Annotated in this window: 10 protein-coding genes; 5 read left to right on the top strand and 5 right to left on the bottom strand. The window is 71.9% G+C overall.

The window, feature by feature from the left end:
• The coding region (locus D7V80_RS35925) for a sulfatase (RefSeq protein WP_120592385.1) at nt 1–1,855 on the top strand (1,855 nt) is incomplete at its 5' end.
• Between the two features lie 30 nt (nt 1,856–1,885).
• Here the strand turns inward: D7V80_RS35925 and D7V80_RS35930 are convergent.
• From D7V80_RS35930 to D7V80_RS35945, 4 genes are all read right to left on the bottom strand, one after another.
• Nucleotides 1,886–3,172 (bottom strand): reprolysin-like metallopeptidase, encoded by a 1,287-nt coding sequence (locus tag D7V80_RS35930; RefSeq protein ID WP_158616753.1) that lies wholly within the window; start codon nt 3,170–3,172, stop codon nt 1,886–1,888.
• A 195-nt stretch (nt 3,173–3,367) separates the two neighbouring features.
• The gene (locus D7V80_RS35935) at nt 3,368–4,249 is read right to left on the bottom strand and encodes a sigma-70 family RNA polymerase sigma factor (protein WP_120592387.1); all 882 of its coding nucleotides are present in this window, start codon (nt 4,247–4,249) and stop codon (nt 3,368–3,370) included.
• A gap of 55 nt (nt 4,250–4,304) precedes the next feature.
• Entirely contained in the window at nt 4,305–7,436 is a 3,132-nt protein-coding gene (locus D7V80_RS35940; RefSeq protein ID WP_120592388.1) for a serine/threonine-protein kinase, read from the bottom strand.
• A gap of 28 nt (nt 7,437–7,464) precedes the next feature.
• Nucleotides 7,465–7,839 carry a hypothetical protein gene (locus D7V80_RS35945; protein WP_120592389.1) on the bottom strand — a complete coding sequence of 125 codons (375 nt, stop codon included), beginning with the start codon at nt 7,837–7,839 and terminating at the stop codon, nt 7,465–7,467.
• 343 nt (nt 7,840–8,182) lie between these two features.
• Here D7V80_RS35945 and D7V80_RS35950 point away from each other — a divergent pair, with 343 nt between their 5' ends.
• Nucleotides 8,183–9,694 (top strand): ABC transporter substrate-binding protein, encoded by a 1,512-nt coding sequence (locus D7V80_RS35950; protein ID WP_120592390.1) that lies wholly within the window; start codon nt 8,183–8,185, stop codon nt 9,692–9,694.
• A 75-nt stretch (nt 9,695–9,769) separates the two neighbouring features.
• On the opposite strand, the gene D7V80_RS35955 is transcribed toward D7V80_RS35950, so the two are convergent.
• Complete coding sequence (locus tag D7V80_RS35955; protein ID WP_233585975.1) at nt 9,770–10,705, bottom strand: AraC family transcriptional regulator; 936 nt, start codon at nt 10,703–10,705, stop codon at nt 9,770–9,772.
• A 147-nt stretch (nt 10,706–10,852) separates the two neighbouring features.
• Between D7V80_RS35955 and D7V80_RS35960 the strand changes: the two genes are divergently transcribed.
• From D7V80_RS35960 to D7V80_RS35970, 3 genes are all read left to right on the top strand, one after another.
• Nucleotides 10,853–11,269: a DUF4267 domain-containing protein gene (locus D7V80_RS35960; RefSeq protein WP_120592392.1), complete on the top strand. Its 417-nt coding sequence runs from the start codon at nt 10,853–10,855 to the stop codon at nt 11,267–11,269.
• 69 nt (nt 11,270–11,338) lie between these two features.
• Entirely contained in the window at nt 11,339–12,265 is a 927-nt protein-coding gene (locus D7V80_RS35965) for an MBL fold metallo-hydrolase (RefSeq protein WP_158616754.1), read from the top strand.
• Between the two features lie 138 nt (nt 12,266–12,403).
• The gene (locus tag D7V80_RS35970) at nt 12,404–13,684 is read left to right on the top strand and encodes a S8 family peptidase (RefSeq protein WP_233585976.1); all 1,281 of its coding nucleotides are present in this window, start codon (nt 12,404–12,406) and stop codon (nt 13,682–13,684) included.
• The last annotated feature ends 105 nt before the right edge of the window (nt 13,685–13,789 follow it).

Raw genomic sequence — 13,789 nt, forward strand, 5'->3', positions numbered from 1 at the left:
CTTGGGGGCCGGGCTGTGGGCGGCGGAGCGCAGCCGGCGCGCGGTGTTCTGGCTGAGCGGCCTGGGGTGCCTGGTGGTGGAGGGCTTCCTGGTCGCGGGGGACATGGCGCGGCATCCGCACCTGTACGCGGCGACGCTGTACGAGCGCTCGGAGCTGACGGCGGCGGTGCTGCGGGGGTTGAGCGGCACGCAGCCGTCGGGCTGGGTCATGGCGGCGCTGGTGCTGCCGGTGTTGAGCGTGCTGGCGGTGGTGGGACGGTGGCTGGCGGAGTCACCCCGCTGGCGCGGCGTGCTGGGCGGCGTGACGGCCGCGGCGGCGGTGGCGGGCTTCACGGGGCTGGGGCTGTCGCTGGCGGAGCAGGGGCCGGAGTCCACCGGACGTGCGCGGCCGAACCTGCTCATCCTGGCGTCGGACGGGCTGCGGCCGGACCACCTGTCGGGCAACGGCTATTCGCGGTCCACGTCGCCGAACATCGACCGGTTGATGGAGGAGGGCACGCGCTTCAACGACACGGTGGTGCAGGTGCCGCGCACGGCGCCGTCATGGACGACGCTGCTGACGTCGCAGTACGCGGGCGAGCACCCGGTGGTGCACACGCTGGTGGGACGCGAGGCGCGTGAGACGAAGCTCACCACGCTGGCGACCGCGCTGGAGGCGCAGGGGTACCGCACGGCGGTGGTGGCGGACTACGCGGGGGACCACTTCTCGCGGTTCCCGTACGGCTTCCAGGTGGTGTCCGCGCCGGACTTCCGCTTCCCGGACCTGGTGCGGCAGCGGATGCTCATCACCCACGTGGCGCTGCTGCCGTGGACGGCGCTGGCGCCGGGGCTGTTCAAGGAACGGGGCGAGTTCCCGGAGCTGACGGACCCTGCCCCGCTGCGCACGCGGGTGCGGCATGTGCTGGACGGGCTGCCGGAGGATGCGCCGTTCGCGCTGGTGGTGTTCGCGTCGTCCACGCACTTCCCCTACGCCGCGCCGTGGCCGCTGGAGGGCAAGTACGTGGAGCGGGGGTACCGGGGGCCGTGGCGGTTCGGGGCGACGCCTCGGATGGAGGTGGATCCGGAGGCGCCCGCGACCACGCCGGGGGACGTCGCGGCGTTGGGCGCGAACTACGACGCGGGGGTGCGCACGTTCGACGGGCTCGTGGGCAACCTGCGCGCGGACCTGGAGCGGCGGGGACGGTGGGACGACACGCTGGTGGTGCTGCTGTCGGACCACGGCGAGCACCTGGAGGATGAAGGGCTGGGCCAGGGCCACGGGGACCATTTGTGGGGCAGCGCGGGGCTGCGCATCCCGTTCGTGGTGCGGCTGCCCGGGCAGGTGGCGTCAGGGCGGCAGGTGACGCAGCGGGCGCGCTCGCTGGACGTGGCGCCGACGGTGCTGGATTTGCTGGGCGTGCCCGCGCCGGAGTCGTTCCGGGGGCGCTCGTTGGCGCCGCTCGCGCGGCCGGGACCGGAGCCCAAGGCGCTGCCGGATGTGCCCGCGCTGATTGAGACGGATATCTGGTTCAGCGACCGGGATGGGCAGGCGTACCAGACGGTGCGCATGCCGTATCCGTGGCTCTATGAGATCGCGATGGTGGAGGGCGACACGGGGGAGATTGCACTGAAGCCGGAATGGGACGGACCGGTGCGCCGGGCGCGGCACCGGGGGCTCTATCTGGGCCGGTGGAAGCTGCTGGAGCTGCCCACGCCGGATGGGGTGCGTGTGCAGCTCTTCGACACGGTGTCGGATCCGTCGGAGTTGCGTGATGTGTCAGGGGACAATCCGAACATCGTGGCCACGTTGAGGGCGAAGCTCGCGGCGGAGTTGCCGGATGCGCCGGGCGAGGCCCGGGGGGCCGTAGGGCCTTGAGCCCTACGCGCCCCCTCCTGAGCGCGGCTTTCAGTACCGGTACAGCTCCGCCGCCACCTGTGCGTCGCAGGACGTCACGGCGGATCCGCAGACCGTGGGACTCGAATACATGATCGAGTTGCAATCCCAGTGGTGCGCGATGCCGAGCGTGTGGCCAATCTCGTGTACGCTGACGCTCTTCGCGTGGTACGCGCCCGCGTGGTACGTGTTGTTCATGTTCACGACGCTGCCGGTCATGCAGCCGCCCGACGCGTAGTTCCAGGTATAGGCAAGCCAGCCGTTGTTGCCGTACCAGTTCTCATAGACCATGACGTCGGACGAGCCGCTGCCGCGCCAGTGCAAGTAGAGGCCGTTCGAGATGGTCGTGTACATCCACGCGTTCATCGCGTCGCCGACCGGCCACCGCGTGGTCGTGAAGTCCGTGTACGTGACGTTCGTGGGGTAGCGGCACCACCTGTAGCCAAAGAGCGGAACCCCGCACCAGCTCTGGGCAGTCGGCCCGCTCGGCGCGTCTTCCACCGAGGGCACCGCGCGCGCCTCGGGGCGCACGTACTCGACGGTCTGCGCGCGGGCGCCGACCCGCGCGAGCAGCGCGTCGACGGGGCCCCCCAGGTGCTGCTTGAGCGCGGTGGCGTGGCGCGGCGAGCTCGGGCCCTGCACGAGGCCTCCCTTCACGAGGACGCGCCCCACCGGCCCTCCCGTCACGGAATAGACGCCCGTCAGGGATTGCGCGGCCAGCGGCTTGACGCCCTCCTGCGGCGCGAGGAAGAGGACCGCCTGCTCCCCCACCGCCGGCAGCGGGCTGTCCTCCGGCGCGAGCGTGCAGCCGTCCGCGAGCAGGCCGCCGGGATACATCACGTCCACGGTGGCCCCCTGCGCGACGACACCGCCCGACGCGCTCTGGAGGTTCCGCGACGTACGCGCGATGTTGGCGATCCTCACCGTCGCGATGGTGACGGGCAGGTCCGTATAGAGGCCGCTCAGCTCACCGGGGGCCGCCCCTTCCGACTTCGACCGCGCGTAGCTGCGCAGGACGTCGTAGCGCGTGGACTCCACCTTCCCGTCGATGATCAACGCCGAGTGGTCCGTCAGGTCCTCCACGGTCTTCTCCTGGAGCACCCAGTCCATCTGGAGCGTGTGCTCCGTTCCCTCGGCGTGCGCGGCCGCGGGCACCGGCGTCTCCGGCACCCACGCCTTCACGTGCGCGTCCTCCGGAACGGGGGCGACGACTTCATCCCCCGCGACGTCGTTCGTGCACCCCACCATGCCCAACAACGCCAACGGCATGGCCCAGGCACGGGCGGTGACTGCGGACATGGCGGTGCTCCATCGGGTCCACTGCTTCATGGGCTTCCTCCCTTGCGTGACGCTCACCACCGGGCACACGGGTCCCACGGCGCCTCGCGCCTCGACGCATGGCGACATCCCGTGATTCCGTTGGTTACGGTTCTTCCCCAGGGACGAGAGGATGAGAATTTCGTCTCACCCGGCCCGTGATTTCGGGGCGCGGAGTCAATCCGCCAGCAGCTGGCGCAGGCTGATGTCCAGCTCGCTGCGCACGAGGCGCAGCAGGCTGTCCAGCTCGGCGGGGGTGAGCCCCAGCCGCGCCGTCAGCTCCTCGCGGGTGAGGGCCAGGAGCCGCTCGCGGGCGCGGGCAATCCAGCGCGCCACGGTAGAGCGCGGCGCCTGCGTGGTGGCCGCGACCGCGTCCATGGACAGGCCATGCACGTGGTGCAGCCGCAGCAGGTTGCGCTCCCGCGCGTCCAGCCGCCCCAGCGCGGCGCGGAAGGCCTCGCGGAAGTCCTCCTGGTGCCGCTCGCGGATGAAGGCCAGCTCGGGGTCCGCGCCCAACCGCTCCGCCAGCCCCGGCAGCCGCTCGCCCGCCGGCTGCTCGCGGGGCGCGGTGCGCTGCTGGTCGATGTGCAACCGCAGCGCCACCGCGCGCACCCACTGCGTCAGCGGCGCACGCCCGGAATAGGAGGCCAGCCTCGGCAAGGCCCCACCCACTGGAAGCAGCAGCCGCTGACGCAGCAACTGCCGCAGTTCGTCCACCTGCGAGGGCGCCTCACCTGGCAGCCACGTCCCCACCCGCGACAAGACGTGGGCGTCGAACGCCTGGAGGGCCCGCGCGTTCCCGCGCGCGCAGGTGAAGGCCAGCGCGAGGTCCTCCGCGTGCAGGTTCGCGAGCACTTCGCTGGCGTCACCCGTGGCGGGCAGCCGCTCCGCCGCGTGCGCCAGGAAGGCCTCCACCTCCAGGCCCATGTCAGGACAGGCCTCGCGCGCGGCCCGCACCATGCCCTCGAGCACCTGCTCCAGCCCGGGGTGCGCGCGCAGCGCCGGGACGAGCTCGCCGGGGGCATGTGCGAGGAAGAACTCGGTCTGCTTGAACGGCATGGCTCACCTCCAGCGACAGCCTGCCCAGGGCGGGCCGGGACCCGTGCGCCCCGGCTCATGAGGGACCATGGGCGGACAGCCAGGCCCGCACCTCGCGCACGCGGGGCGCGTAGATGGGCGAGCTGCGCGAATAGGCTTCCAGCGCCTCGCGCGCCAGGGCGAGCGCCCGGCGCTGCTCGGCGCGCGTCGGCCAGAGGACACGGGCCAGCGCGAAGCGCGCGCGGGCATGATCCTCCGGAGCGACCTCCAGCCGCGTGGAGAGCGTCACCGCCCGCTCCAGCTGCTCACGGGCCTCGCGGGGCTGGCCCGCGGTCCACAGCGCCTCCCCCAGCAATCCAAGCGTCGGCACCACGCGAGGGTGCTCCGCGCCGAGCGCCGCCTCGCGCACCGTCAGCGCCCGCCGCAGGCAGGCGATCGCCGGACGCGCCCTGCCCAGGCGCAGCTCCACGTGGCCCAGGTTGTACAGGGCGCTCGCCACCTTCGGGTGCGCCGGGCCGAGCGTGGCCTCCCACAGCTCGCGCGCCGCCTCGAAGTGCTCGCGCGCTTCGCGCAGCCGGCCCGCGTCGAGCGCCACCGACCCCAGGTTGTTGCGCGACAGGGCCACGTCCGGGTGCTGGGGGCCCAGCTGCGCCAGTTGGAGCGAGAGCGCTTCGCGGTAGACGGCCTCCGCCTCCTCCAGCTGGCCCAGGTCCGAGCGCGCGTTGCCCAGGCTCAGCAGCACGGCCGCCAGCCGCAGCCGCTCCCCGTCCCCACCGCCGCCCAGGTGGGACCGGGCGCGCTCGTAGTGCGTCACCGCCTCCTCCAGCCTGCCCTGCCGCGAGAGCGCGTCGCCCAGGTTCGTGCGCATGACACAGGTGGTGGGGTGATCCGCCCCGTAGTAATGCTCCCCCACGGCGAGCGCCTCGCGGTAGCGCGCCACCGCCTCGGCCACCCGCCCCTGGAGCCGCAGCGCGGTGGCCACGTTGCTGAGGTACGCCGCGCGCACGGGGTGGTCCTGGCCGTACACGGCGTCCACCAGCGCCAGGGCGCGGACATAGTGCCGCTCCGCCTCGGCGTAGCGGCCCAGGCCGTTGAGGGCCCGGCCCAGGCCGTTGAGAGACTCCGCGAGCGCTTCGTCCTGGGCGCCCGGCGCATGCTCCAGCAGCGTCAGGGCCTCTTCCGCCTCGGTGAAGGCCCGCGCGAACTCGCCCTGCCGGTAGCTCAAGGCGCTGCGGTAGCGGTGCAGCTCCGACGCGACCTCCGCGGAGCCCTCGGGCCCCAGCCGGGCCAGGGCGGCCTCCGCCATGCGCGCGGTGCGCTGGGCCTCCTTCACCAGGCCCAGCCCCTCCCCTTCCGTGTAGAGGAGGCGGTTCCAGGCGTGCGCGGCGGTCTCGTCGTCGTGACCGGCCTCCGCGACCCGCACGGCCTCCTCCAGCACCTCGCGCGCCGCCGTGAAGCCGCCGTCGGTGCCCCGCAGCTCGCCCAGCAGGAGCAGGGCCCGCGCGAGCGTGGGGCGGTGTTCCAACCCCCGCAGCGCCACCACCACCTCTTCCAGCCGGGGCAGGGCCCGCGCGTGAAAGCCGGCCGCGCCTTGCGCGCGCAGCCCGTCCAGCTCACGAACGAGCGACGCGAGCTTCGCGCGGGCCTCCGGGGCTTCGGGCAGCGGATCCACCCGGGCCAGCACCGCCCGATCCGCGCACGCGGCCAGCGAGGGAAGCCGCCGCGCCGCCTCCGGGGCCCGGAGCAGCGCCTCGCGCTCCCCGCCCTCGAGCAGGTCCACCAGGACGTGGAGGGCCTGACGCCGGCCATCCAGACATGCGGCGCGCAGGTCCATCAACCGCTCGGATTGGGTCTGCCGCACGCGCGTGTCTTCGCAGGACTGCTGCTCCTGGGCCACCAGCGCCTGGGCATAGGCATCCAGCGCGCGCACGGTGGAGGCGAAGGTGGCCCCGGGAATGGACAGCGTCTCCGGGCGGAAGCGCTGCTCCAGCCGCTCCCGTCGCGCCGCGTCCCAGGTGCCCGCGAGACGGGACTCGAAGCCGGTGCAGACCCGTTGCTCGCCGCCGCGCATCACGACGAAGCCCGTGGCGGCGCTGCTCATCACGCCCAGGGCCAACGCCGCCGAGGCCAGGCGCCAGCGCGACGCGCGGGGAGTGGGCTCCAGCCGTGTGAGCAGCGCGTCCAGCGAAGGGTGACGAAGGAGGGGGTCGGTGGCGAGGCCGCGCAGCACCGCCCGCCTCACGCCGACGGGCACCCGCGTGTCCCGGGGCGGTGGCAGCACCTGGCCGCCAGCGAGCGCTCGCGCGCGCTCCCGCGCCGTGCCCCCCGCGAAGGGCCGCTGGCCGAAGAGGGCCTCGTACAGCGCGACGCAGAAGCTGAACTGGTCGCTGCGCGCGTCCGCGTGCGCGCCCCGCCACTGCTCCGGGGACATGTACGCGGGCGTGCCCAGCGCGGTACCGGCAGGCGTGTCTCCTCCGGGGTGCGGCGTTTCGCGGACGGGGGCCACCTCGGCGTGGACGTCCAACGCACCCGGCGGGAGGGGCCCGGCGCGAGCGAGGCCGAAGTCGGCGACGCGCACCTGGCCATCCTCGCCCAGCAGCACGTTGTCCGGCTTGAAGTCGCGATGCACGAGGCCCACCGCGTGCGCGGCGGCCAGGCCCCGCCCCGCCTGGACGAAGCGCGCCAGCACCTCGGGCCACGGCCGTGGGGCCTCCGCCAACCAGCGGCGCAGCGTCCCACCGCGAAGCAACTCCATGGCGAGGAAGACCGTGTCGCCGTCCAGCCCCACGTCATGCACGGTCACGACGTTCGGATGAGACAGCCGCGCCTGGGCCTGGGCCTCCCGCATCAGCCGTCCACGGGCCTCCGCGTCCACGACCACGCCGGGCTTGAGGAGCTTGAGCGCCACCTGGCGGTCCAGGTCCGGGTCATACGCGGCGAACACGACGCCCATGCCGCCCTCCCCCGCGCGCCGCAGCAGCACATAGCGGCCCACGCGAGCACCGGGCTGGGGCATCGCCTCCGGCTCCGGCGGCGGCGCGAGCGGCGGGCTGCCCAGGGACAGGGAGCGCCCACCGTCCAGGCCAGCCAGCACCGCGCAGCACGCCGCGCACCCATCCAGGTGCGCCTCCAGCCGGGCCTGCGCCTCCGCCGGCAGTCGCGCCCGCGCCCCGTCCAGCAGTTCGTTCTCGTCAGGGCATTGAGACATGAATGAACCGTGAAAAGGCAACGCCGCTTCAGGGCCCGGTCGGCACAGGCTCTGGCGGTGCTCCCGCTCCCAGGCACAGCCGCTGCATCATCGGCGTGGGGGACAGGAACCCGCCCATGAGCGCAGCGACCAACCCCAGGCAGCTGGACGTCATCACGGCCGCGACCATCAGCCAGGGCATCGCCTTGAGTTTCTCCGTCAGGGCCTGGATGGCTCCAGTGTCCTGCGGACTGACTCCCGAGCGGAGCATCTCCATCGCCATCGCGGTGCTGGCGGAAATGACGCCCCCGACAAGGATTGCCGTCACCAGGAGCGCGAACGCAACCAGGACCGTCCACACGCGTGGCGGCGACGTGGGGACCGACGAATGGGCGGCGGAGGACAGGTCGGCAGGTGAATCCATGGCGGCCGATGCTACCGCCCCGGTTCGAGCAAGAGGAGAAAGCCCTCATCACCGCCGATACGCCGAGGTGACGGCGCGCTCACGCCAGCAACGCCGCGAGCGTGAGGATTCCCTCGCGCGCAGCGGCCAGCCCGGAAGCGGATGCAGGCCGCCCAGGCGGGCCCTGGCACGCCGTGGATTTCTCACGGAAGCCATTGCCTGACTCACCGCCGACAAGCGCGTCTGCCTTCACAGTCCCGAGTGGAAATCGGGCTTGAGGCGCGCCCGGAAATGTCAGACCGACCCGGTATGAATCTCCCTGCGCGACGCCATTCGGGGCGTCGCCGAAAGGGCTGCCTTCACAATGCATAAGTCATTGATCTCCATCGGGCTTTTGGTCGGCATGGCAGGGGTCGGCTGCGGAGGGCTCGAAGAGGCTGAGGCGGTGGACTCCTCCGCGTCGACGGACGCGACCTCCCAGGTCACCCAAGGCCTGATCACCCAGGTCACCGGCACCAGCCCGGTCACCTTCGTCGCCGCGTCGGGCAACGAGACGAAGCCATACGACCAGTCCTCCACGTCGGTGGTGGCATACACGCGGGACTCAACAACCGGGGCGTTCACGGCCTATCCGGGCACGGGCTCCGCGGACGGCACCATCTCCGTGCCGAACGTCCCTTCGGGCCGCATCTACCTGAAGCTGGGCTCTCGCTACCTGGTGAGCACCGGCCGCGCGTTCGACCTGGGCTCCACGGAGTGGGGCCGTGATGGCACCTTCGTCTCGCAGCCCACCCCCGTGACGGTGTCCGCCACCGGCCTGTCTCCGTGGCAGCCGGGGGACTACCTGGAAGTGTATTCGTTGAACCCGGGCGCGTTCGGCTACATCCACAGCGGCGTCACGGGGTTCCCCCTGGCGGGCGCCACGTCGCTCTCCGGGCTGGTCTTCAATTACGCCGACATGCTCAACCCGGTGCTGCTCGACAGCGGCCTCGGGGATGTGTTCTCGCTGGCGCAGATGCGGTTGCAGACGAGCGCGAATGGAGTGCCCTACCGCGCGATGCACAAGGTGCTCGACACGAGCATGACGCAGGTGGAGGGCCAGCCCGTCACCGTCAGCGGAACCTTCACCCAGCCCTTCGCGACAGGCACCTTCTCGGTGGACTGGAGGCGCTCGGCCTTCGAGGCCCTTCGCACCCAGGTGAACCCGGGCGCGGTCAGCACGTACAACGAGATCTGGATGTCCGCCCGGCCAGCCGCGCTGAGCTCGGCGATCGCATCCATCAGCGGGCAGCCACTGCTCGTGAAGCTCAATCCTGACACGCAGCGGACCGACATCGTCACGGGGAGCATGACGTACAACAACCCGCTCCCTGCGACGTGGCAGAAGGTGGCGCTCGCCGCCGCGGGCTTCACGAAGAGCTACGCGCTGGGAACCGCGACGCCCTACACCATGAGCGTGGACATCCGCGTGGATCAGGAGGCGAGCGCGTTCACCGCCGCGCCCGTGCAACCGCTCGTCGGGCCGGTGCAGGCGCCCCTGGTGAACACGCGCGGCGCGTTCCAGGACCTCACGGGCGTGGGGACCGACGCCTCGCTGCGCTGGTCGAAGCCGCTGGTCGGCACGGCCACGAACTACGTGGTGAACATCTACCGGCTGGGCACGAGCAACGGTTTCACCACCGTGACGCGCGTGGCGGCGCTGCACACGGATCTCCAGAGCGTGTATCTGCCCCCGGGCGTGCTGCAGGCGGGTCAGACGTACTTCGCGGAAATCCAGAGCTGGTACCAGCCCGGCTCGGACCTCGCGACGCGCCCGTTCAAGCGCTCGCTGCCGCGAGGCCGCGCCAGCGTGCTCACCGGCATGTTCAGCCCGTAGACGCTGAAGTCCTGGGAAGGAGCGCCGGAGCCCTGACGGCCTCAGTCAGGGCTCCGGCCCCGCACGAGCTCCGGTTCAGCCCTCACGGGCCTTGCGCCGGTACTCGCCGGGAGGCACGCCCATCTCCCGCCGAAAGGCGCGATTGAAGGCGAACTCGGACTCGTAACCCACGCGGCCCGCGATGGCCGCGAGCCCCTCCTGTCCCTCACGCAGCGCGTGCGCGGCCTCCTGCATCCGAAGCCGCGTGAGGTACTCATGAGGCGCCACGCCCACCTCGCTCGCGAAGCGCCGCGCGAGCGTCGCCCTGGAGGTCCCCGAGCGCCGCGCCAACTCGCTCACGGTCCAGCTCCGCCCCGGCTCCGCGTGCATCCAGCCCAGGGCGCTGGCGAGCGTCCGGTCGCCGAGCGCCCCCAGCCAGCCCGCGCCGCCCGGCGGCTGCGCGTCCGCCCAGGCACGAAGCACCTGCACCAGGAGGATGTCGAGCAACCGGGAGACGATGACCGAGGCGCCCCGCTCTCCCCGCGCGTACTCCCGTTCGAGCAGCGACACCGTGGGCAACAGGGCACGCGCGTCCTCGGAAGCCCCCCGCAGATGGACCCGTTCGGGGAGCAGCCGCAGCACGGGATGCGCCCCCGGCTCGTCGAACGCGAAGAAGCCGCAGAGCACCCGCGACTCCACGCCGGCCCCGCCCAGCACATACGAGGAAGCCCCTTCCCCACGTGTCGCCAGCCACTCCTCCACTCTCAGCTTGGGGCTGCGGGGCGAGTCCGCCATGGCATGCCCGTCGCCGCGCGGCAGCAACACGACATCCCCCGGCCCCAGCGCGACGGAGTCCCGGCCCTGCGTGAGGTGGCAGGAGCCCGCGAGGACCAGATGCAGGGCCGCCGAGGTCGTGGGAGCAAAGCGCAGCCCCCAGGGCGCGCGCGCCACGGTGCGGCAGTAGAGCTGCCCGCGCAGGCGGGTTCGCTCGAGAATCTGGCCCAGCAGGTCGGAAGCAGGCGAGAGGTCCATGCCCTCGAGGCTAGCAGCGGGCTGTCCCCAACGCTCGCGCCCTGAGCGTTTCAGACAAAAGGTTGAGCCGTCCACGAATGGCGTCTCCGAGGCCAGCCCGTCACATTCCCAGCCATGAATGACACCCGCGCTTCAGCTGGAGGCCTCATGAACCCGAACTCCTCACCGTTGCCCTGGAAGCTCACCTCTCCCACTGCGTTGTTCACCTTGCTGCTGGGCGCCTTCATGCTGTTCCTCAGCCTCAATGCCGCGCTGAACCCGATCAACGCGGCCAGGGGCTTCGGGCTGCGCGACTCCGGGAGCGAGGTCATCCCCTGGCTGTACATCAAGGCGGGCAGGGACCTCGGCGTGGCACTGGCGATGTTCGCCCTGGTGGCCATCCGGCAGCGACAGGCCGCGGGCGTCTTCGTCCTCGCCTGCATCGTGATGCCCACCGTGGACGCGCTGACCGTGATGCATGGCGGTGCCTCGCTCGCCTTCGCGCTCGCGGTCCATGGAAGCGCGGCGGTCTACGGCGTCGTGCTGGCCGCCGCGCTGCTGCGCCCCCAGAAGGGCACCGCTTGATTCACCGCGGGTGCGCACACCGCGGAGATTTCACGCAGGGCGACGGCGGGAGTCGGCAAGATGCCGGCCATGAAGCGGACCCTGTGGCGTCGCGTGGGCATGGCTGTCGCTGCCCTGTTGCTGGTGTTGGTCGTCGTCGCGGCCGTGGGACTGAGCGACGTGAACGTACCGGAGACCTCGCGCTTCGACGCCGACCTGGGCGCCATCCGGGCCCTGGCCGTCTCCACCGGCGCGCCGCTCCCCACCGGATTGCGCAGCCAGCACGTGGGCCGGGCCTCCGGAGTGCCGCACGCGCTCGTGGTGGCCGGCAGCGGCTTCGGAGAGGTCGCCTTCGACTTCTACGCGTACCAGGTCGTCTATGCCGACGGCCGCACGGTGCTCGTGGACGTCGGGAGCGACGAGAAGACGCAGCAGGCCCAGTTCCCCGGCTCGGAGTTCGACGCCGCGGCCCACACCCGGGTCCAGGAGGCGCTGCGCCGCGCGGACGCGACGGTCGTCACCCACGAGCACTTCGACCACTGCGCGGGCATCGCGCACTCGGCCTACCTGGACGAGGTGGCGGGCAAGGTCCACCTCACGGACGAACAACTGCGGAGCCCGCACGCCGAGGAAGCCGGCTTCACCGCGGAGCTGCGCGCCAGGCTCACTCCGCTCCAGTACGAGCGCCTGCACCTGCTGCGCCCCGGCGTGGTCCTCATCAAGGCCCCGGGCCACACGCCCGGCACCCAGCTGGTGTACGTGCGGCTCGCCGACGGGCGCGAGTTCCTGCTCGTCGGCGACGTGGCCTGGCACCAGGACAACATCCGGCTCCCGAGGATGCACCCGCGGCTCACCAACTGGCTGGGCGGCGAGGATGCACAGGCGATGGCACACCAACTGCGGTGGCTGCACGACCTGCTGCGCACTGCGCCCGAGCTGCACCCGGTGGTGGCCCACGACGGCGCGCAGATGCAGGACTACCAGCGCCGTGGGCTCATCCTGGACGGGCTGCTCTGAGCCATGGTTCGGACGTTTCGCGACCCCGCGGGGCAGCAACTGCTTTGAGTCGGGATGCGTTACTTCACTGGGAAGGCCGCGCCAGCGTTGCTTCCCGGCATCCGGCCGAAGCTGGAAGTGCCACCCCCGGGGGGACCCATGTCGCTGAAGCTCCTGTCGCGGACGGTCGCGTCCGCCTGCGTGCTGTTCCTGCTGTCGGCGTGCCAGAGCACGGGCAATCCCATACCGCCACCCGGTGACACACCCTGCCGGGGCACCGCGTCCGTGCAGACACCGGTGCGCGAGAAGTTCCTCACGGTCGCGAAGCCGGTCTCCGGTGAATACGTCGTCGTGCTCAAGGCTCTCCAGGAAGGGGACGCCGCGCAGGAGCCGGTGGTGGTCGCGCGGCGCCTGACGGAGCGCTTCGGCGGCAAGGCCTTCCACGTGTACACGCACGCGCTGCGGGGCTTCGCCGCGCGCATGAGCGAACAGCAGGCCCGTGCCATGTCCGCCGCGTCCGAGGTGGAGTACGTGCAGCAGAATGGCGTGGTGACGCTCGACGAGAGCCAGTCCGATGCGACGTGGGGGATTGACCGCATCGACCAGCGCGACCTGCCGCTCGATCAACTCTACCAGTACCAGACGCAGGGCCGGGGCGTGCACGTGTACGTCATCGACACGGGCCTGCGCCCCACGCACCAGGAGTTCGCCGGGCGGGCGGACATCGCCTTCGATGCCGTCGGCGACGGTCGCAACGGCGTGGACTGCAACGGCCATGGCACCCACGTGTCCGCCACGGTGGGCGGTAACCTGTATGGCATCGCCAAGAGCGCGTCGCTGCACGCCGTGCGCGTGCTGAACTGCGAGGGCGCCGGGACGACGGCGGGCGTGGTGGCGGGCGTGGACTGGGTGACCGAGCACCACCAGTCCCCGGCGGTGGCCAACATGAGCCTGGGCGGAGGGGAGGACGCGGCGCTCGACGATGCCGTACGCCGCTCCATCGCGTTGGGCGTGACGTATGTGCTGGCGGCGGGCAACGCGAACCAGGACGCGTGCAAGCGCTCTCCCGCGCGCACCGCCGAGGCCATCACCGTGGGTGCCACCACCACCGTGGACCGGCGGGCGTCCTTCTCCAACCATGGCGACTGCGTGGACGTCTTCGCGCCCGGCGAGGAGATCTTCTCGGCCTGGGCCAGCGATGACACGGCGACCCGAACGCTGAGCGGCACGTCCATGGCCGCTCCCCATGTCACCGGCATCGTCGCGCTCTTCCTGGAGGCCCATCCCGCCTCCGCGCCCCAGGAGGTCAGCACCGCCATGACGAGCAACGCCACGCCGGACAAGGTGACCAACCCCGGGCGCTGCTCACCGAACCGGATGGCCTACTCGGGCTTCATCGCACCCCTGCGGGCCCCCACCGTCCGGAACGGCGGGGAGTAGGCACGCCCTCAAGCCCGCGCTCACGCGTTGGCCCCGTGAGCGCGGACTCGACTCCAGGAAGGATCCACGGGACGGGGGGCGGAGCGGGGGCCCCCTGTGTGGGTG

It is taken from the genome of Corallococcus sp. CA054B, assembly GCF_003611625.1.
In the GTDB taxonomy this organism is placed as follows: domain Bacteria; phylum Myxococcota; class Myxococcia; order Myxococcales; family Myxococcaceae; genus Corallococcus; species Corallococcus coralloides.

Coding starts and splice junctions, on each gene's coding strand:
- D7V80_RS35960 (WP_120592392.1), top strand. CDS start 10,853: ATGAACCCGAACTCCTCACCGTTGCCCTGGAAGCTCACCTCTCCCACT.
- D7V80_RS35940 (WP_120592388.1), bottom strand. CDS start 7,436: ATGTCTCAATGCCCTGACGAGAACGAACTGCTGGACGGGGCGCGGGCG.
- D7V80_RS35935 (WP_120592387.1), bottom strand. CDS start 4,249: ATGCCGTTCAAGCAGACCGAGTTCTTCCTCGCACATGCCCCCGGCGAG.
- D7V80_RS35930 (WP_158616753.1), bottom strand. CDS start 3,172: ATGTCCGCAGTCACCGCCCGTGCCTGGGCCATGCCGTTGGCGTTGTTG.
- D7V80_RS35965 (WP_158616754.1), top strand. CDS start 11,339: ATGAAGCGGACCCTGTGGCGTCGCGTGGGCATGGCTGTCGCTGCCCTG.
- D7V80_RS35955 (WP_233585975.1), bottom strand. CDS start 10,705: ATGGACCTCTCGCCTGCTTCCGACCTGCTGGGCCAGATTCTCGAGCGA.
- D7V80_RS35945 (WP_120592389.1), bottom strand. CDS start 7,839: ATGGATTCACCTGCCGACCTGTCCTCCGCCGCCCATTCGTCGGTCCCC.
- D7V80_RS35970 (WP_233585976.1), top strand. CDS start 12,404: ATGTCGCTGAAGCTCCTGTCGCGGACGGTCGCGTCCGCCTGCGTGCTG.
- D7V80_RS35950 (WP_120592390.1), top strand. CDS start 8,183: ATGCATAAGTCATTGATCTCCATCGGGCTTTTGGTCGGCATGGCAGGG.